Here is a 20,506-nt window from a genome sequence, read left to right as displayed (position 1 = left end):
TTTTATTAGCTTAAGTATAATCGCGTAATTCGTAATTAGATCAGCAATGAAAAATTACGAATTACGGATGAAGAATTACAACTTAACTTGTTGTAAATGACTGCGAGGGTTATATGTACGTATCGCCCTAATTTTTTCATAATACTCGCGTTCTTGTGGGCTGAGGTCTTTTGGTGGGGCGATCGCTACTTTCACCATTTGATCACCGCGTCCACCTTTAGGTAGCGGCCAGCCTTTACCCCGTAAACGTAACGATTGACCAGAACGCACTCCCGCAGGCAGCTTAACATTTACATTGCCATCGGGTGTAGGCACATCAATCGAAGCTCCCAAGGTGGCTTCATCGGGTGTAATTGGCACTTCACAAACCAAATTATCGCCTTCAATTTGGAAGAACGAGTGGGGTTGCAGTTCAACTTTTAAATATAAATCTCCCCGTTGTTGCGTCATGGGGTTGATTTGACCTTTACCCCGCACCCGCAAACGAGTACCGGGTTTAGCACCAGCGGGAATGCGAACGTCAATGGTTTCATTGCCCAAACTAAAGCGCTTCTGTACACCAGCAAAGGCTTCCGCAAAAGTCAAGCTAATTGTCGCTTCCGTATCTGGAGCAGCACCAGCACCAACATCTTGAAAACCAAAATCGTTAAAACCGCTGCCAAAACCGCCACCAGGTCTACCTGTAGCCGTGCGATAAGAGTAGTTTTGTCTGCCAGTCGAGCGAGTACCAGGCGCACCACCACCAAAGCGGCCTAACAACTCATTAATAAATTCATCAAAACTGCCGTATTGGCTGAAATCGAAACCATTCATATCAACCCCAGCACCACCGCCAGGGAAACCTTCGCCCGCTTGTTTCCAATATTGACCAAATTGGTCATATTTTTTGCGCTTATCTGGGTCAGATAAGACTTCATAGGCTTCGTTGACTTCTTTAAACCGGGCTTCTGCTTGTTTGTTCCCTGGATTAACATCAGGGTGAAACTTGCGGGCTAGTTTACGAAAGGCTTGCTTAATTTCTTCTGGAGTGGCAGTCTTACTAACTCCCAAAAGTGAATAATAATCTTTGAAGTCGGTTGCAGCCATCTACCAGCCTCCTGTAGAAATTTCCTTTAAGTTTTTTTGTAAGATGGGAGATTTATATTTTGCTAGGTATAATGCCCAGCAATGAGATTCTGATTTTAAATTAACAAACAATACACCAAATCAAGTGGGGTTCTTGCTCACTACACCAGCGCAATTTCCGTACTCTGGAAAAAGGGAGTGAAGTCTGAAGTCTGAAATTTCATGCTTTATCCTTCTGCCTTTTGCCTTTTGCCTTTTGCCTTTTGACTATTCACCCTATTTTAATCAAGTCGTCTAATCCTTCTTCTAAACTAGGTGGAGCGTCCCGGAGTTGACGGTGCATCCGCAAGATTACTTCTTCGGGAACTTGGCGATCGCGGCGTTTATTTCGTGCTAAACACAGCCATACTGGTGTAGTCATCCAAATTCCTACGATTGGAGAAAAGCCCAAGTTACGGGTGAAGGCGATAAGTTCGCGGCGGTGGCTTCTTTGAGCATTGGTAGCATCAAAAATCGCTGATTGATTAGCAGCAACAGTTTGTTGGAGTTGCCGTTCAACTTCTTGCCAAACCAGAAACCAAGGCCCTTGAATTATTTCATCCCCAAACAATTGCCCCCGGATAGCATCTGTAGAAATCAGCTGCATCTGGGGGCATTCAGCAATTAATTGTTTTGCCACAGTTGACTTACCGCTACCCGGAAGGCCAATGAGTAGTATAAGTTGTGTTAGCGGTAGCGGGGCGTTCAGCCCGTGCTGAGTGCTGAGGAGCCACTGCGTTGGGCGGGTTCCCCGACTTGTTCGCCGAAGGCGTTCCCGAAGGACAGCAAGTGGCGTTGCTGAGTCAGAAGCTAACAGAGAACAGTGGTAATCAGTTATACTCATAACTCCAAGTTTAAAACTCAGCACTTTTAACTCAGCAAGAAGTTGCAAGGGGGGTTTCCCTCCGGGCAAACTTCGGTGATTCAGCACTTTTAAATAATTGTGCCATCAGGAATCACAGCGTTTTTCAAAACAACGACAATACCGCTACGGATGTAAAAGCCTTGACCTTCACGGTCAGCTTCTTGCACATTATCTTTGTTGATGATTTTCACATCGTGACCAATGCGAGCATTTTTATCAATAATTGCCCGACGAATAATGGTATCTGTACCAATACCTACGGGAATGTCATTTTTTTCGATGCTGCATTGACGTTCGACAGAAGCTTGATAAAAGTCTGCACCCATGAGCAAAGATTCCTCGATGACACAGCCCGATTCAATCCGCGATCGCACACCTAAAACTGAATGTTGAATGCGGCAGTTTTTCAAAATACAGCCTTCACCAATAATTGATTCGGTGACATGACATTCTAATAATTTGGTAGGTGGTAGATAACGTGGGCGCGTGTAAATCGGTGCTTCTTCATCGTAGAAGCTAAAAGGTGGTTGTGGTTGCTGGGTCAAGGCTAAATTGGCATTATAAAATGCTTCAATAGTCCCAATATCTTCCCAGTAATCATCAAATAAATAAGCTTGAATGTTGTAGTCTTGGGCGGCATCAGGAATAATTTCTTTGCCAAAATCAGTCCTTTCTAATTTTTCCCGCAACAACTTGATCAAAACTTCTCTTTTGAAAACATAAATCCCCATTGAGGCGATGTATGGCTGTTGTTGGGCTTGTTCTTTATTTAAACCCAAGACAGTGGTATCAACCTGCATTTTAGTTAAAGCCTCACCTTTGGGCTTTTCACTAAAATCAATCACTCTACCAGCTTGATCAATTTTCATCAAACCAAAATCAGAAGCCCGGCGATCGTCAATGGGTATTACTGAGAGCGTAATATCAGCATTGGTGTCTCGATGGCGCTGAATAAATTGGCGGTAATCCATCCGGTAAAGATGATCACCAGAAAGAATCAAATACTCATCTACATCCCATTCCTCCAACATCCATAGATACTGACGCACCGCATCGGCTGTACCTTGGAACCAGTTTGGGTTTTCTGGTGTTTGCTGTGCAGCTAACACTTCCACAAACCCTTCACTGAATCCACTAAAATTGTAGGTACGCGCAATGTGACGGTTCAGAGAGGCTGAGTTGAATTGTGTCAGGACGTAGATTTTAAAAATTTCCGAGTTAATACAGTTACTAACAGGGATATCGATTAAACGATACTTCCCTGCGACGGGTACTGCTGGTTTTGCTCGGAGTTTGGTTAAAGGGTAAAGGCGGGTGCCTGCGCCACCACCGAGAATGATTGCTAAAACTTTTTTCACAAAATTTCTCCCGACTGCCTTTCAACTCTCACTCCCAGTTTATGACTGTATGTAGCCTCTGATAAGGGGGGATCGAAGATTCTCAGAAATGAATTTGGGAAAATCACGTAAAAAGAGAATGGCAAAGTCTTTTGGTATCAATGTTTGATGATTCGTTCAGATATTCATCTAAGTGGCAGCAGCAATCTTGAATATCTCAGATCCAAAAATTAGTTCACCCAATTTTCTCTATGAGAAACAGTGCAATGAAATTAGTAGTATGAGGAGCGTGCATACTGTGACATACTTGCTCCTAAATCTTAACTGCATAATATCTGTCTCTAGTGGGCTAAAGTCAAGCGATGCAACAGCGTATTTTATTTACAGGTTATGCAACAACCCCATCATCGTTTATAAAACATGAACCCTAGGCGGCCAAAAAAACCTCAGTCTTCTACTCCTGACCAAGAGCATGAGGAAAATCAAAATGAATTATTTCCCATTGTGGGGATTGGTGCATCTGCCGGAGGTTTAGAAGCATTTACCCAATTACTTAGCCATTTGCCTAGTGATACTGGTATGGGATTTGTGTTGATTCAGCACTTAAGCCCCGACCAAAAAAGTTTGTTGGTTGAGATTCTGTCACAAGCTACTCAGATGCCGGTAGTGCAAGCAGAAAATGAGATGGTGGTAAAACCGAATCATGTTTATGTGATTCCCCCCAATGCCATGATGACCATCTCGGAGGGAAAACTACAACTGAGTCCGCGTCAAAAGATTCGCGGTCACGTTATGTCAGTTGATACGTTCTTTTTTTCCTTGGCGCAAGAACGGGGAAGCAAAGCTATTGCGGTGGTGCTGTCTGGGGGCGATGCGGATGGTGCTAGGGGTTTAGAAGCAATTAAGGAAGCAGGAGGGATTACCTTTGCCCAATGTGAAGAATCGGCACAAGTGAGTAGTATGCCGAATACGGCGGTGGCTTCTGGTCAGGTAGACTTTGTGTTAACACCACAAGCGATCGCTCAAGAATTAGCCAAAATCAGTCATCATCCTTATGTTAGTTATCCCACCCCCGAAAAATCGGCTGACGTTATCCCCACAGATAGCAATGCTCTTTCTATCATCTTTAGTTTGTTAAAAGCTACTACGGGTGTTGATTTTAACCACTACAAACAAACCACCCTCAAGCGGCGGATTCTGCGACGGATGATTTTATATAAGTTAGAGAGATTAGAAGATTATGTACGTTATCTTCAGGATCATCCGGCAGAAGTGACAGCCTTGTATTACGATGCACTAATTACGCTGACGAGTTTTTTCCGCGATCCTGAAGCGTTTGAAGCTTTAAAAACCAAAGTATTTCCGATTATTACCAAAGAACAATCGAGTGATTCTGCCATTCGCATCTGGGTGGCGGGATGTTCCACGGGTGAAGAAGCCTACTCGATGGCGATTTGCTTACAGGAATATTTGCACAATCAGGGAATTAATCGCCCTATCCAAGTGTTTGCTACTGATGTTAATGAGATAGCCATTGAGAAAGCGAGAATCGGTATTTACAAGCATAACCAATTAATCGATGTCTCAGCCGATCGCCTCCAGCGCTTTTTTGTCCCTGTAGAAGGTGGCTATCAAATTAGCAAGCCAGTGCGGGAAGTGTGCGTTTTTGCCAGACAAAACCTAATTGGTGATCCGCCTTTTTCGCGCCTAGATTTGATTACCTGTCGCAATGTACTGATTTATTTGGGTTCTGGTGTTCAAAAGAAACTGCTTCCCATTTTCCACTATGCTCTGAAGCCACAAGGCTTTTTAATGCTAGGCACATCAGAGACAGTCGGCGAGTTTAGCAACTTGTTTGCTTTGATTGACCGCAAGTACAAAATTTATTCTGGCAAAATGGCTGCTACTCGGCCGACGATTGATTTAGTTCCCAACAATTATGCCATCGGAGCTACCAATCCGCCGCCACTAGTCAGAGAAGAGATGGGGAATGACTTAGAAATTCAAAAAGTGGCTGACCGGATTATTTTGAACCAATACACACCAGTTGGTGTAGTGATTGACAATGATCTAGAAATTGTGCAATTTCGGGGACAAACTAGCCCTTATTTGCAACTACCATCAGGCAGACCCAGTTTTAATCTGCTGAAGATAGCTAAAGAAGAATTACGGCTAGAACTACGCACTGCTATCCACCAAGCGAAAAAGCACGGAATAGCGGTGACTAAAGAAGGTATGCAAATTCGAGACGCAGATCAAGTCAAACGGATCAGAATTGATGTGATCCCATTTGATGCGCCTGTAGTAGATACAGGACGCTACTTTTTGGTGATGTTTGCAGAGATGAGCGCGATCGCCACTTCTATGTTAGGTGTTGCTGGCGATGAGTCAAGCCCAGCCACCAGTAATCGCACCCGCAATCGCGCACGCAAACCAACCGATGACCAAAAGGAAATTAACCAACTCAAACAAGATTTAGCCACAACTAAAGAATATTTACAATCGATTATTGAAGAACAACAAGCCACTAACCAAGACTTGAGAGCCGCTAACGAAGAAATTCTCTCTAGTAACGAAGAATTACAAAGCACCAATGAAGAACTAGAAACGGCTAAAGAAGAAATTCAGGCAACTAATGAAGAATTAAACACAATTAACGACGAACTGCAACGCCGCAATCTTGAATCAACTCAAGTCAGTAACGATTTACAAAATCTCCTGAGCAGTATCAATCTGCCAATTATTATGCTAGGAGGCGATTTACGCATTCGTCGCTTTACTCCTGTAGCCGAAAGAATTTTTAACCTGATTCCTTCCGATGTCGGGCGACCATTTAGTGATATTAATCACAACTTAAATATTCCTGACTTAGAACAGCAGATTATCGAAGTCATCCGCACACTCAACTTTAAAACTCAAGAGGTACAAGACCAAGAGGGACACTGGTATGATTTACGCATTCGTCCCTATCGCACAATAGACAACAAAATTGACGGTGCTGTAGTGGTTTTGGTGGATATTGACGAACTCAAACGCAGCGCCAGACAAATCACAGCAGCTAGAGATTACGCCGAAGCAATTGTCGCCACTGTGCGAGAATCTTTGGTCGTGTTAGATACAGATTTACGCGTAATTACCGCTAATCAGTTTTTCTACGAAAAATTTCAGGTATTGCCAGCAGAAACCGAACAATGCTTGATTTATGAAATCGGCAATGGGCAGTGGAATATCCCGCAATTGCGATCGCTCCTGGAAGAAATTCTGCCCCACCAAAGCCAATTTCAAGACATGGAAATTGAAAATGAATTTGAGCAAATTGGGCAGAAAATTATGCGGCTGAATGCGCGGAAACTGACGCACATCCATGATGCACCAATGATCCTTTTAGTCATTGAAGATATTACTCAACAAAAGCAGTTAGAAATAGAACGGACTCAACTGTTGGCTCAAGAACAATCTGCTCGTGAAACAGCTGAAAAAGCCAATCGTGCCAAAGATGAATTTTTATCAATTCTTTCTCATGAACTGCGAAACCCTCTGAATGCGATGCTGGGTTGGGCTAACTTACTGCGAACTCATCAATTGGATGAACAGACAGTGAATCAGGGTTTAGAAGCCATTGAACGCAGCGCCCAGGCTCAAGCCCATCTGATTAGTGATTTGTTGGATATTTCCCGCATTAGCTCAGGTAGACTGCGAATGGATGCTCAATTTATTGAGCTTGTGCCGATTATTGAAGATGCGATCGCGGTTGTTCGTCTAGCCGCAGAAACCAAAAACATTCAAATCAACACGAGTTTAGCACCCTCAAGCAGACCGATAGTCGGTGATCCAGTTCGCTTACAGCAAGTTGTCTGGAATTTACTTTCTAATGCCATTAAATTTACCCCAAATGGAGGGAGAATTGATGTCCAATTAAAATACGCTGCTTTTCAAGCGCAAATTCAAATCAGCGATACAGGTCAAGGTATCAATCCTGAATTTCTCCCTTATCTTTTTGACCGTTTCCGTCAAGCTGATGGTAGCAGAACTCGCTCAAATCCTGGGTTAGGATTAGGGCTTTCGATTGTGCGTCACTTGGTAGAACTCCACGGCGGTACAGTAGAAGCCCACAGCCCAGGAGAAGGTCAAGGCGCAACATTTACCGTCAAGCTACCACTACAAAATAACCAAAACGAAATTTCGGATATATCTACTACATTGCCATTTTTCACCAGAAACAGTCTGCCAGAAATCTCAACTGATAAACTTCCCTCCCTAGTAGGTGTGCGGGTACTGGTGGTGGACGATGAACCAGATATACGTCAGTTATTTCAATTAGTTTTAGGAGAATATGGAGTTGATATCACAGCAGTCGCCTCAGCCAGCGCCGCACTATCAACACTGATGGCCAATCCTGGGGGGTATGATGCACTTTTGTCTGATATCGGTCTCCCAGGAGAAGACGGTTATACACTGATTCGGCAAATCAGAGCGCTGAGTCCCGCAGTCGGTGGACAAATTCCCGCCGCCGCCCTTACAGCTTATGCTGGTCATACAGAATATACCGAAGCTTTGGCCGCAGGATATCAAATGCACCTAGCTAAACCGATTGAACCTCAGCAATTAATAGTTTTAGTTGCCGCTTTGACGGGGCGTGTTTGAAGTGCTGATACTAAGTAGAACGGCGTAAATATTTGTAGTTGGGATGAGGCAGGAGGCAGAGAGCAGCGCGTTGCGGGGGTTCCCCCCGTTGTAGCGACTGCGGAGAGGCAGAAGGCAGGAGGGAAGAGGATGGTAGCCTTGTTTACCTTTCTGAACTTATTTTTGTTTGTTCACGCCGACTTACTGACCATTTCATGAAAATCTTGATGCAAATTCATTGGTTTTTAATTCTTTCCTCCTGCACCCCTGCGGCCTTCATGATCAGTATTTCACCAGACACGATATTACTTATACCTTTATATCTGCTATTAGGCTGGCCACCACAGTAGCTAAGTGGGTTGGTTCGATGGGTTTGGGTATATGTGTTTGATAACCTGCGGCGATCGCTTTGAGCCGATCTTCTTCTCGTGTAAAGGCTGTAACCGCTACAGCCGGAATATGAACACCTACTTGCCTTTCGCACTGCCTAACTTTTTGCATAAAATCATAGCCGTCTTCTTGGGGCATACCAATATCAGAAAGAATTACCGTGGGCTTCCACGCCAACACTTCTTTTAACCCCTCGGCAGCTGAACCACAGGTGCGTACTTCTGCTCCCTGCTGTATAAGTACTGCGGAAATAATATCTCTAGCGTCGGTTTCGTCATCAACTACCAGCACGCGCACACCCTCCAGCCTGTGTAAGTTTTTTGGCTCTACGGGTTTTATTGGTGTGGTGCTGATGTTCTCTTGACTAACCATCACTGGCAGTTTAATTGTGAAAGTTGCACCCTTACCTTGACCTTCACTATCAGCTTGTACTGTCCCGCCGTGCATTTCCACTAAATGACGGGCGATCGCTAAACCTAGCCCCAAACCGCCAAACTCTCTAGTAGTTGAGCCATCAGCTTGACGGAAGCGTTCAAAAACGTGTGGCAAAAATTCTGTCTTGATGCCCACACCAGTATCGCGCACGATAATTTCCACCTGGGAGTTAGCCTGCTGAAGTTGCACTTCAATACGCCCACCTTGGGGTGTGAATTTGACAGCGTTTGAGAGGAGGTTCCAAACAACCTGTTGCAGCCGATTTGGGTCGCCTAATACCAGATCAACCTGGGCAAGTTGTAACTGTAAATCGATGTTTTTAACTTCAGCGGCGTGACGCACCGAATCGATCGCACAGACAATCACAGTAGCTAAATTTAGCGGCTGTGGTTCGAGGCGGAGTTTGCCAATAATAATCCGCGATGTATCGAGGAGGTCATTTACCAATTGTGCCTGGATTTTGGCATTGCGTTCGATAATGGCGATCGCCTGTTGGGTTTTTTCTTTGTCCAGTCTCCCGGTAATGAGCAACTGCGCCCAGCCGCAAATGGCGTTAAGAGGGGTTCTCAGTTCATGGGAGACAGTAATTAAAAACTCATCTTTGAGACGATTAGCGGTCTCTGCTAAAGTCCGCGCTGCTTCGACTTGGGTTAAGTGTTCGTCTCGCTCACGCTGACGCTGCGCCAGCAGGTCAGCAGACATTTCTAAAGCTTTGCCTAACAAAGCTACTTCCTGAATGCTTGAGGCACTGATGCAGGGATATTCACCTTGAGCCAAGGCTTCTGCGGCATCAGCAGCCTCTGTGATGCCTTGGGAAATCCACTGCGAGAGCATAAAGGCACCTACACCACTTACCACCAGCAACACCAAACCAGAGCCAATAACAAGCCACATAGCACGGCGAGGCGGATTTTCAATCATCTCAATCGGTACAACAACGGCGGTTGTCCAATCAAAGAAGCTGGCTCGTTTGAAGGCAAGGTAAACTGGCGCTCCTTCTAAGGTTGTATCGCGGTAAACTCCCTCGGTTGTGGCGGTGATTCGCTTTACAAAAGATGGTGTACTAGGCTTTCCCACAAAGCGCCCAGGGCTGCGAGTCCTGGCTACAACTATACCGCGACCGTCAACAACAGTACGTGTCCATTCTCCATCAACAGGTGTCTGGGTTTTAATGACACTGGCGAGTGCTTGCGGGGTAATCACGGCATTAAGTACATACCTGAGCTTGCCATCGCGGATGACGGGAACACGAATGGGGAACGCCAATTTCCGCTTCACACCTCCAAGGACAAGATAACCCACAGTGGGTTGGTGTGTTTTAACTACATAGCGCAGACTTTCCGGCTCATTTACCAAAGGTAGTGACGCACCAAAAGGATAAGAGGTGTTCACCAGTTGTCGTCCGTCTGGGGTGAGGAGAATCACATTGAACCAAGTTGGCTGCGTCTGGACTGTGCGCTTTGCTTCGTTATAAAATGCTTTTAATTCATTGTTGTCGAGTCGGTCAGAGGCTGCCAGTGCTTGGAGTGTCCTGGTGGTACTGGAAACTTCGCGCTCTACATCTTGAGTGAGGTTACGTGCTGCTAAAACCAAACGGCGTTCTGATGCTGCACGCTCATTGAGCGAGAGTTTGTAGACAACAGCAACAGCAAAAAGCACAACAGGAAGTAATGTCCCTGCCACCAGTAACACCAGGTGCCACTTCAGAGTTAGTGTGCGATCGCCCAAAACATTCAAGCTGAAATTTATGCTTTTATTACGCAAGCCGACTCCCAACTGAAAGGAGAGTTTGGTTTTATTTGATCTTGTCACGCTCTTTTGCTGAAAGCACACTAAGTAATTTGTGAGCTTTCATCATTTGGATTATAACTACCGATTAATCTTGTGCTAGTGATAGTCCTTAAAAATTTTCTTTAATATATATCTATGTCTGAAACTTTTACTTCTCTAACTAAAACACGCCCCACGTTCATCTTAGTCGATGGGCATTCTTTAGCATTTCGTTCCTACTTCGCTTTTGCCAAAGGACGAGATGGCGGACTGCGAACTAAAACAGGGATACCGACGAGTGTCTGCTTTGGTTTTCTTAAATCTTTGCTGGAAGTCATGGCGACACAACAGCCACAAGCTATGGCGGTAGCCTTTGATTTGGGTTTACCCACTTTCCGCCACGAAGCTGACGATACCTACAAAGCCGACCGTCCGGGGACACCAGAAGATTTTGTGCCTGATTTAAAAAATCTGCAAGAGTTACTCACTGGGTTGAACCTAAAGATTTTTACTGCGCCTGGTTACGAAGCGGATGATGTGTTGGGAACACTATCACAAAAGGCGACGGCTGCTGGATATAAAGTGAAAATTCTAACAGGCGATCGCGATTTATTTCAACTAATTGACCCAGACAAAGAAATTACAGTTTTAAACTTTAGTCCCGATGCTCTAAAACGCTCTACAAATAGCATCACAGAATTTAGTACAGAACAAGTTAAAGAAAAATTAGGCGTATTACCTACACAAATTGTCGATTTTAAAGCTCTGTGTGGTGATAAATCAGATAACATTCCAGGGGTGAGGGGCATAGGCGAAAAAACAGCAGTCCAGCTATTAAATAGCTATGGTTCTTTAGAGAACATTTATGCTGCACTAGCGGAAATTAAAGGCGCAACCCAGAAAAAACTTACAGAAGGTCAAGAGGATGCTAAAAAGTCTCAATATTTAGCCCAAATAGTCACCGAAGTGCCTCTGGAAGTTGATTTAGAAAACTGCCAATTAACCGGATTTGACACAAGTACTCTCACGCCGATTTTAGAAAAACTAGAATTCACTACTTTTTTACAGAAAATTAACGAACTTCAACAGAAATTTGGTGGTGTAGTCGCAGAAAATCCCGCAACATCAGCAGCAGCAATTACTGATGATGATGATAGTGATTTATCGTTTTTTACTGCCGCTGAAACAGCCGCATATCAACAGCAACCAGTTTCCGAAATTCAACCACAAATTATCAATACCGAAGCCAAACTTACCGAATTGGTAAATTTATTAAAACAATTTATTGACCCAGCAACACCAGTGGCGTGGGATACAGAAACTAGCGATTTAGAACCACGAGATGCGGCTTTAGTTGGAATTGGTTGTTGTTGGGGAACCCAACCAGATGAATCAGCTTATATTCCTCTAGCACATAAAAACGGGGAAAATTTAGATAAAGATATCGCACTTGCATCTCTACGTCCAATTTTAGAAAGTGCTGATTATCCTAAAACATTTCAGAATGGCAAATTTGACAGATTAGTATTTCGCTGTCAAGGAATTAATTTGGCGGGAATTGTGTTTGACACCATGCTGGCTAGTTATGTTTTAAATCCTGATACTAGCCATAATTTAACTGATTTGGCTTTACGATATTTAGGTTTGTCTATCCGAAATTATGCCGAGTTGGTTCCTAAAGGTAAAACCATTGCTGACTTAGATATTTTGGCTGTAGCAAATTATTGTTGTTTCCAAGTTTATGCTACATGGCAATTAGTAGCAAAATTGCGCGAAGAACTCGATAAATTTCCAGCTTTATCGCAACTATTACTCGAAGTAGAACAGCCATTAGAAGCAGTTCTTGCAGAGATGGAATACACTGGTGTTAGCATTAATTCTGCTTATTTGCAAGAACTATCACAACAACTAGAAATAGATTTAGCCAAGTTAGAAGCACAAGCAACGGAAATAGCTGGGGAAAAATTTAATTTAGGTTCTCCAAAACAGTTGAGTCAAATATTATTTGAAAAGTTAGGATTAAGTACTAAATATTCTCGAAAAATTCAAACTGGTTACTCTACCGATGCAGCGACTTTAGAAAAGCTATTAGAAGTTGATAACACAGGGTTTGTAGAGGCAATAATTGAGTATCGTACTTTAGCTAAATTAAAATCTACTTATGTAGATGCGCTACCCGCATTGGTGCGTCCAGATACTCAACGAGTGCATACTGATTTTAACCAAACGGCAACATCAACTGGTCGGTTATCTTCTTCTAACCCAAATTTACAAAATATCCCCATTAGAACAGCCTTTAGTCGGCAAATTCGCAAGGCATTTTTACCAGACAAAAATTACTTAATGGTAGCTGCTGATTACTCACAAATTGAGTTGAGAATTTTGGCACATTTAAGTCAAGAACCATTGTTAGTGCAAGCATATCAGCAAAATGAAGATATTCACACAGTCACGGCTCGATTAGTGTTTGAAAAAGATGATGTTTCCGCAGACGAAAGAAGAGTAGCCAAAACGATTAACTTTGGTGTAATTTATGGGATGGGTTCACTGCGGTTCTCGCGCTCAACGGGAATAGATAAAAACATTGCTAATGAATTTATTAAGCGGTTTAACGAACGTTATGCTCAAGTTTTTGCCTATTTAGAGGGAGTAAAAAAACAAGCGATCGCACAAGGTTATGTCGAAACTATCCTCGGTCGTCGGCGTTATTTTGATTTTACTAATAACAGTTTACGCAGGTTAAAAAATAGTAATCCTGAAGAGATTGACTTGAGTAAATTAAAAAATTTAGGCCCTTTCGATGCTGGATTACTTCGTTCTGCGGCTAATGCACCCATTCAAGGTTCCAGCGCCGATATTATTAAAATCGCAATGGTGAGATTGCATGAAATTTTAAAACAATATCAGGCACGTTTGTTATTGCAAGTTCATGATGAATTAGTGTTTGAAGTTCCGCCTCAAGAATGGTCAGAATTGCAACCACAAATTAAATCAGTTATGGAAGGTGCAGTGTCTTTGAGTGTGCCGTTACTGGTAGATGTGCGTGCGGGTGATAATTGGATGGAGACAAAGTAATTCGTAATTAGAAGTTGAGGGGAATAAATTCGGCTTCCCCTCTGCTTTTTTAACGCAGGCGGCAGAATTTGCGATCGCTGCAATTATCCCAATAAACGCTTTAACTTTTTGTAGACATCATAATCATTACGTTTACCCAGTAAAATTACTTCTACTAAATCTTCTTCAGCAAAAAAACGATAAACAATGCGATATTCGCCACTATCAACTCGATAATAACCTTGATAGCCAGATAACTGCTGACTATCAGCAGGTAAAGGATCAACATTCAAAGCCAATACTTTTTTCGCAATCTGCGCTGCTATTTTTGGCTGCAAACCATTCAAAAAATCTAGAACAGTTGCTAAACCATCAAGCCTCGCCATTCGCTAAACGCTCCAGTGCAGATGTAAAATTCTCAGTACCAACCATTGTTGATTGATTCAGAGCTACTTCAGCCGCTTGACCTAATAGCATATCCTCCAATTCATTCACTCGATTAATTAATTCTTGATAATTTTCTGATGACACCAATATTGGTTCTGCTGCTGTGAGGTGTTCAATTGCGTATGCAAACAATTCTGACAAGTCACAATGATGGGACTGTGCTAAGGCAAGTGCTTTTTCTAGGGTTTTAGTATCAAGTTGCAGTTCGACTTTTTCCATGCAGGCTGATGTAGAAGTGTTGATGCTAGGGTGATTCTAGCATCTGGGATAGTTGACGATCTTTGTGCGTCAGTTCTGTGATTAACGCAGGCGACAGAATTTGCGATCGCTATCATTTTCAGGATACTGCCAAGAATAAGCAAAATGGCTGACTCCCGCTAGTTGAGGCGCAAATTTGCGTAATGCTTGCATTTGGGCTTCTAGTGATGGGCGAGTGGTGGTTGATTGTCCCCATGCCCCTGCCAAGGCGGGAATAATTTGTGTCCCAGGTTTTGCCGCACTGATCACCCGTTGCACTTGGTTTGTAATACAACTAACATCACTGCAAACTGCATAGGCCATAGCGTGCCATTGCAAGTTACTGGGAAATCTATCCCAAGGTTGCAAGCGGGAATCATAACCTTGTCCCACCATTTGATTACCATCTGGGAAAAATACCACACCCGATGGAATGCCTACTTGCTGTGCTGGATAACTGGCTAAAGCGACAAAATCTAAGATGCCTTGCATAGCGTGGGCAACCATCAATTGCCAGAGTTCAACTTGCAAAGTTGGTTGTCTGTCAGCTGCTGGTAAAAGTGACTTTTGCTGTGGTGGCGGAGTCCTACCTTGCCACATCGGTTCCCCTTCTTGGGGATAAAGTTTATCGACTTGATCGATATCTGCTACGGTGACGTATCCCTTCATAAGGAACCGCCGCATCAAATCTAACCCTTTATTATTCAACGCCCGACGAAATAAAGCTTCTTGCGTGGCTGGGGTAAATAGCCATAAATCAGTGACTTTTGTCGCAATTGAATCAGTACCGGTTTGTCTGGGATAACGCACATAATCAAATAGCAAACCATCTGGGCGACGACGTAGCACTTGCTGCACCATCTGGAAGTAATCGCGTTTGGCCTGCATGTTGTAGGGGTCAATAAATACTTGGGAACTGTTCTCTACAACATATAAGCTGGTTTGTCCCTTACCATTGCGAGCGATCGCTGGTTCTCGATCTGCACGTTGGGCGTAGGTATAGCCAAAATTGGTAGTAAACATCCAAGAATAAACCTTTAATCCCCGTTCCCGCCCTTTTTGAATGGCGATGGAGAGTAAATCTATCTTTTCTGTTCCAGGTGTACGCACTACAGAAGGCCAAATTGTGGGGTTATCTGCTGCTGGTAGTAGTACCTGCCCATCATAAAAGGTTTCTATATAAATTTGGTTATAGCCACGGTTGACCATACGATCCATAATTTGGTCAATTAACCCTGGTTGAATGTCACAGGGATAAAGACGCAACCAAACAGCTTGAATTTTTGGCCAATTACGACTGCGACATTCTTTTAAATCTTGGGCGTGTTGGCGTATTAATTGCTGGTAGCGGCTTTGGGCATCGCGATCGCCTTTTAGTGCCAACAAACGTAATTTTTCTTTTGTTTGCGCTGCTGTGGTCGATAACAGGCAATCTTGTTTGACTTGCGCTTGTACTGGTTGGCTGATCAAGTTAGGCATTAACAGGCTACTGCTAAAAATCACAGCGAACAAGCGTTGCCAGAATAATTTTGCTTTGAAATGTTTTGCGGGACGGTGAGACATACCTGCAAGGTAGATGTACAAATTCACAGGAATTGAGTATTAGTGTGTATCAATTGTTATAGTCTAAAAATAAGGGCTTGGAAGCCTAATTTGGAAGACTGCCAAAACCCCATTACTGTTGCTAGATTTTTTTTAGGTTCTTCTATTCAGCAATGCCGTAATATCCACAGGTATTTCTCAGAGGTAAAATTTTAAACTCAGATATAACTTGGTAAAAATAAATAAATCAAGAGTCCAAAGTAATAACTCTGGACTCTTGACTTTGAAAAAATATAACGGAATAGTTAAGCACCACGCTTTAATGCAGACTCTACTTGCTGAAACTCCTGTTCTAAACGGGTTTTCAGCTTTTGAGGAACTGGACGGTTTGGGTAAGAACTGTAGTGTCCCGCCAGAGAGTTGAGGGCGGTACGCATGGTTGTAAAAGAACTTAAACCCGAAATCGAACCAGCCCGTTGATAGCGGGCAGAAAAATCGTTTATTTTTTGACGCGCATCTGCTTGGAGTGCTGCTCTATCTGGTGAACTTTCAGATACATCTAGGGCTTTTCTCAAGGTACTGACTACAGTCAATGTGTCTTGGCGATAGTCCCCCGACAAACTATCAGGACTAGAACAGCCAATTAAACCAATGGCTAAAACCAAAACTAAGGCAAGCAGACGCGACCAATAGCGTTTCATAAGCATTATCTGAAACTACACGTAAATCACCGTCCATCCTATCTTGGATTGGTATCTTGGGGATCATGAGGAAAGTCAAAAGTCAAAAGTCAAAAGTTAAAAGGAGCCAGTGCGTTGGGCGGCTCTGCCGACTTGTTCGCCGAAGGCGTTCCCGAAGGGTAGCAACTGGCGTTCAAAAGTAATATAATCCTCTACTCAGCACTTTTTGATAGAGAGTATCACGTTGTTGATAAGGTCGTTTTAAAGATGCGATCGCATTTTGCAAACTTTCCACTTCCATACAAGTTCCACCCACAGCACCCGCCATTGTGGTAATGTGTTCTTCCATTAAAGTGCCACCAATATCATTGCAACCCCAAACTAAAGCTTCTTTCGCTCCGGCTAGTCCCAACTTTACCCAACTTGGTTGATGATTAGGAATCCAATTCCCTAAGTAAATCCGGGCTACAGCCCCTAATAACAAAGCATCAGCTAAGATTGGTTGATCGCGCCCCACTCGACGGCGTAAGGATTTCGGCGCTTCTTGACCAACAAAGGGTAAGACAATAAACTCGGTAATTTTTGCTGGATAGCCTTGATTAATGGCAGTTTGTTGCAGCGATCGCAATTTTTCTAAATGACCAATTTGCTGTTCTGGGGTTTCGATATGTCCCGATAGCATGGTGCTAGTGGTGGGTAAACCTAATTTATGGGCTGTGGAGACAATTTCTAACCAAGTAGCTGTGTCAATTTTCTCTGGACACAATACTTTTCTGACTTCATCATCTAACACTTCGGCGGCTGTACCTGGCATAGAACCAACACCAGCATCACGCAAAGCCGCAATCACAGTTGCATAATCTAACTCATCAAGTCTGGCGATAAACTGCACCTCTTGGGGCGAAAAGGCGTGTAAATGAATGTGAGGAAATGCTTGTTTAATAGTTGCAACTAATTTGAGGTAATAAGGCAAAGATTTACCGTTAATCTGGGCTTGGGGGTTTAATCCACCCTGCATACATATTTCTGTCGCCCCCCGACGAACTGCATCTTGTGACTTTTCTAAAATTTGCCCCCAATCTAACCAATAAGCACCCGCATCACCATCATCTCTGCGGAATGCACAAAAACTACAATGCTGTTCGCAAATGTTAGTAAAGTTAATATTGCGGTTGATGATATAAGTTACAGTGTCACCTACCTGATTGTAGCGGAGTTGATCGGCGGTGCTACGAATCGCGGCGATCGCCTTGGGGTCAGTTTGTTTTAACAACACTACCCCCTCTTGAGGAGATAAATCGTACCCCAGTAAGGCACGGTCAAGAATGTTTTCAATAGAAGTGTTTATCACAATTAATAGCTAAAACTTATAAAAATACTTTTGACTGTTGTGCTGGCTGTTGGTTTAAGTCTATAGCTTTTATTAAGCCCTATTTCGTTGCCTCTGGGGATTAAATTTTTTATCATTAAAAATCTCAGCTTAATTACTTAAGAAAATTTGCTAATCGTAAAATTACTTATCATTACTAATTTTATGACTTTTAGGCAAAAATTCAGTAGATTTACGGAAACGATTTATGGGTTCTTCAGGTAGACTCTATTAACTCCTGAGTTATTACCTACTTAGTTTTACATAGTAGTATTAATTCTGTAATTACCTAATCTTTGCACCTACTCGTTAGGTGCATTTGTTTTCTCAGTGATTTACTGATATCAGCTACATAGGTCTGAGGGATGAAGGAGAAAAATTACAGGGTTAGGGAAGGGTACAGGTTTTGATAAAGCTGCGATCGCAGTTGCTAATATCTGGAATTTTTGGGTGTATTTTAAACTGAGTTAGCGCTTCACTGATATAAAATAAGCAAACTTAAATTTACAAATCAAGTCAAAATAGCAATAATTTAACTTAAACATGGTGCAGCCATGCAAGTTTTCTTGGGATTGCAATCACAATTAAAAACTGAAAATTGGAGAATTGCTTTTTTAATATTTTCAGTAAATTTTATTTTAAAAAAGTTCACAATACTCATCTATGACAACCACCGTTAAATGAGCATTTTTTGCCAAATGCCTCAGCATTTGTCATGCTACATCTATTCCCCTACACATATAGTAGAATTTTATATTTTCATTCTTTAGCTCATCGTATCCGGAAAGTTACAGAAGCAGTTTAAGTATAACGCAATAACAGAAGTTGTTGGCAAATTGGCATGACAATTTTTACTATTACAGTTTTTAATTTAGTAATATTTTGATTAACTTCTATTGAAGCAGGAGATTTGGCGACTACATAGAACGCTGGGTTCAACCTTAAACTTATCTAGCGTGATATGGAAGTGAAATAAGCACGTTTTTTATTGATTTATTGAGCAAATTATATAAATCAACTTCAGCCCAATAACTTTTTTAAGTATGTTGACAAAAGCTATTCCTCAAAAAATATTTGTTACTGTTTTTATCTTGATTGCTCTCCATGTAACACCAGATGGCGCTCAAAATGCTCGTTACACTGATGCCATTCAATCACTTGTTGATTTTGGCACCTTTGCACTTCAGCCAGGATATCGTTCTCATATTGATATCCTACAAGTTAAAGACCATTTTTATGCCGTAATTCCGCCTGGAGTACCGATTTTATTGTCGCCTTTATATTTTATTTATCGAAATTTAATGAATTCCCTAGGTGTTCCTGTAAGTGAATCTTATTGGGCTGGGTTTACCATGCTTTCTAATATTACTATCATGGCTCCTTTGTTGGGAATTGTAGCTGTAATGATGTTTAAAATACTCAAAAGTTTTACAGGAGACCTGATTAAAAAACTGTGGTTAGTGTTTATTTTTATCTTTGGTTCTTTAAATTTCTTTTATTCAACTAACGGGATTTGGAGTCATGCCTATACAATGTCATTTATTTTTATAGCTTTTTACCTTATTGTTAAGCAAAAAAATAGTTTTTTAATTGGTTTATGTCTCGGCATGGCTCAAATGCTTGATTATATTGCCATATTGCCAATCTTTCTTTTATTAGGTTTTTGGTTGTATGTAAATCTGAAAAATAAATCAAAAAATATTTTTCAAAAAATAATTTTAATTGGTTGTGGATATTCAATATTTTTAGCTATTATTCTGTACTATAATTATTCAATTACAGGTTCAATATTTACAACACCTAATTCACTTTTCTTTAAGCAATTAAGTCAAGCTAAAGAAGGTAAAAATTTAGCTCACGCCTTTTTTAAATTGCCTACGCTTGAAATTTTATGGGGATTAACATTTAGCCCTTATAGAGGAATTTTTTTCTATTTTCCTATGACATTTCTTTTTGTTATCTCTTTACTAAAAAATAAAACTATAAAAAACAGCGTATGTTTATTTTCGGGGATATTTGTTTTATGTGTATTAATTTATAATTCTACTTACTATGCCTGGTCAGGTGATGTCTGCTTTGGCCCCCGGCATTTAGTAGTTGCCACACCGTTTATTGTTATTCCAATTGTGTATTGTAAAACTAAATATATTAAAATATTAGGAACTTTATCAATTTTCATCAATCTATCCGGAGTATCAACCAACCCATCTGATAATTTATTGACAAATTTAGTGATGTTTATTTCCAGAGGACTATTTCTCCATTGGCTAGATTATGGATATAAAACTATATTGCCCATATATTTTAATGTTCATGTTTCTCTAATGACACCTTTCTTTATTTACCTGGCGATTTTTAGTTTAATTTACATAATTTGGCAACCACTAATTAAAGAGTACCAAGTAACCCAAAATCTAGACATGCAAGAAAAGCTACAACAGTATTAAGGATTACCACTAAAGCAATATATGCTGACTAAATCTCATCTCTTGTTAGTTATGTTTTTCCCCAATTGATTTAGCTCCATGAGAAATAACCAAAATAATACATTATTAACAGTGCCATCTGGCAATTTACAGATTCCAGAATTTCCGCCTCAGAATGTAACAACAGACAAGACAAATATTTATTTCTCTCTAATAATTCCCACTTA

General features: G+C 41.8%; 12 protein-coding genes. 3 read left to right on the top strand and 9 right to left on the bottom strand.

The features are described from left to right. Positions 1–75: 75 nt before the first annotated feature. The 3 genes from NCWK1_RS16095 to NCWK1_RS16085 all read right to left on the bottom strand — a co-directional run bounded on the left by NCWK1_RS16095 (position 76) and on the right by NCWK1_RS16085 (position 3,327). Complete coding sequence (locus NCWK1_RS16095; protein WP_103125398.1) at positions 76–1,086, bottom strand: DnaJ C-terminal domain-containing protein; 1,011 nt, start codon at positions 1,084–1,086, stop codon at positions 76–78. Positions 1,087–1,336: 250 nt separating this feature from the next. Next, positions 1,337–1,948, bottom strand: a complete 612-nt coding sequence (locus tag NCWK1_RS16090) for an AAA family ATPase (protein ID WP_340641206.1) — start codon at positions 1,946–1,948, stop codon at positions 1,337–1,339. 89 nt (positions 1,949–2,037) lie between these two features. Next, positions 2,038–3,327: a glucose-1-phosphate adenylyltransferase gene (locus NCWK1_RS16085; RefSeq protein WP_096576917.1), complete on the bottom strand. Its 1,290-nt coding sequence runs from the start codon at positions 3,325–3,327 to the stop codon at positions 2,038–2,040. Between the two features lie 399 nt (positions 3,328–3,726). On the opposite strand from NCWK1_RS16085, the gene NCWK1_RS16080 reads away from it, so the two are divergent. Then, the gene (locus NCWK1_RS16080) at positions 3,727–7,950 is read left to right on the top strand and encodes a chemotaxis protein CheB (RefSeq protein ID WP_103125397.1); all 4,224 of its coding nucleotides are present in this window, start codon (positions 3,727–3,729) and stop codon (positions 7,948–7,950) included. A gap of 288 nt (positions 7,951–8,238) precedes the next feature. On the opposite strand, the gene NCWK1_RS16075 is transcribed toward NCWK1_RS16080, so the two are convergent. Then, positions 8,239–10,566 carry a hybrid sensor histidine kinase/response regulator gene (locus NCWK1_RS16075; protein WP_103125396.1) on the bottom strand — a complete coding sequence of 776 codons (2,328 nt, stop codon included), beginning with the start codon at positions 10,564–10,566 and terminating at the stop codon, positions 8,239–8,241. A gap of 114 nt (positions 10,567–10,680) precedes the next feature. On the opposite strand from NCWK1_RS16075, the gene polA reads away from it, so the two are divergent. Further along, complete coding sequence (gene polA / locus NCWK1_RS16070) at positions 10,681–13,599, top strand: DNA polymerase I (RefSeq protein ID WP_103125395.1); 2,919 nt, start codon at positions 10,681–10,683, stop codon at positions 13,597–13,599. 83 nt (positions 13,600–13,682) lie between these two features. Here polA and NCWK1_RS16065 read toward each other — a convergent pair whose 3' ends face one another. The 5 genes from NCWK1_RS16065 to cofH all read right to left on the bottom strand — a co-directional run bounded on the left by NCWK1_RS16065 (position 13,683) and on the right by cofH (position 17,835). Then, complete coding sequence (locus NCWK1_RS16065; protein ID WP_103125394.1) at positions 13,683–13,964, bottom strand: type II toxin-antitoxin system RelE family toxin; 282 nt, start codon at positions 13,962–13,964, stop codon at positions 13,683–13,685. Then, complete coding sequence (locus NCWK1_RS16060) at positions 13,951–14,244, bottom strand: hypothetical protein (protein ID WP_096576907.1); 294 nt, start codon at positions 14,242–14,244, stop codon at positions 13,951–13,953. The genes NCWK1_RS16065 and NCWK1_RS16060 overlap by 14 nt, the downstream gene beginning before the upstream one ends. 81 nt (positions 14,245–14,325) lie before the next feature. Next, positions 14,326–15,825 carry a family 10 glycosylhydrolase gene (locus NCWK1_RS16055; protein WP_096576905.1) on the bottom strand — a complete coding sequence of 500 codons (1,500 nt, stop codon included), beginning with the start codon at positions 15,823–15,825 and terminating at the stop codon, positions 14,326–14,328. 284 nt (positions 15,826–16,109) lie between these two features. Further along, positions 16,110–16,505 carry a photosystem II protein Psb27 gene (gene psb27, locus NCWK1_RS16050; protein WP_096576903.1) on the bottom strand — a complete coding sequence of 132 codons (396 nt, stop codon included), beginning with the start codon at positions 16,503–16,505 and terminating at the stop codon, positions 16,110–16,112. A gap of 172 nt (positions 16,506–16,677) precedes the next feature. After that, positions 16,678–17,835 carry a 7,8-didemethyl-8-hydroxy-5-deazariboflavin synthase subunit CofH gene (gene cofH, locus NCWK1_RS16045; protein WP_103125393.1) on the bottom strand — a complete coding sequence of 386 codons (1,158 nt, stop codon included), beginning with the start codon at positions 17,833–17,835 and terminating at the stop codon, positions 16,678–16,680. Between the two features lie 1,061 nt (positions 17,836–18,896). Here cofH and NCWK1_RS16040 point away from each other — a divergent pair. After that, complete coding sequence (locus NCWK1_RS16040; protein WP_103125392.1) at positions 18,897–20,300, top strand: hypothetical protein; 1,404 nt, start codon at positions 18,897–18,899, stop codon at positions 20,298–20,300. Positions 20,301–20,506 lie beyond the last annotated feature (206 nt).

Origin of the sequence: Nostoc cycadae WK-1 (assembly GCF_002897135.1) — a bacterium.
GTDB lineage: Bacteria > Cyanobacteriota > Cyanobacteriia > Cyanobacteriales > Nostocaceae > Nostoc_B.
The sequence above is the reverse complement of the archived record's forward strand: the minus strand, read 5'-3'. Positions and strand labels throughout refer to the sequence as shown.

Excerpts from the sequence above, each read along its gene's own strand:
- NCWK1_RS16095 (WP_103125398.1), bottom strand. The coding sequence starts at position 1,086 with ATGGCTGCAACCGACTTCAAAGATTATTATTCACTTTTGGGAGTTAGT.
- NCWK1_RS16090 (WP_340641206.1), bottom strand. The coding sequence starts at position 1,948 with ATGAGTATAACTGATTACCACTGTTCTCTGTTAGCTTCTGACTCAGCA.
- NCWK1_RS16080 (WP_103125397.1), top strand. The coding sequence starts at position 3,727 with ATGAACCCTAGGCGGCCAAAAAAACCTCAGTCTTCTACTCCTGACCAA.
- polA (WP_103125395.1), top strand. The coding sequence starts at position 10,681 with ATGTCTGAAACTTTTACTTCTCTAACTAAAACACGCCCCACGTTCATC.
- NCWK1_RS16065 (WP_103125394.1), bottom strand. The coding sequence starts at position 13,964 with ATGGCGAGGCTTGATGGTTTAGCAACTGTTCTAGATTTTTTGAATGGT.
- NCWK1_RS16060 (WP_096576907.1), bottom strand. The coding sequence starts at position 14,244 with ATGGAAAAAGTCGAACTGCAACTTGATACTAAAACCCTAGAAAAAGCA.
- NCWK1_RS16055 (WP_096576905.1), bottom strand. The coding sequence starts at position 15,825 with ATGTCTCACCGTCCCGCAAAACATTTCAAAGCAAAATTATTCTGGCAA.
- psb27 (WP_096576903.1), bottom strand. The coding sequence starts at position 16,505 with ATGAAACGCTATTGGTCGCGTCTGCTTGCCTTAGTTTTGGTTTTAGCC.
- NCWK1_RS16040 (WP_103125392.1), top strand. The coding sequence starts at position 18,897 with ATGTTGACAAAAGCTATTCCTCAAAAAATATTTGTTACTGTTTTTATC.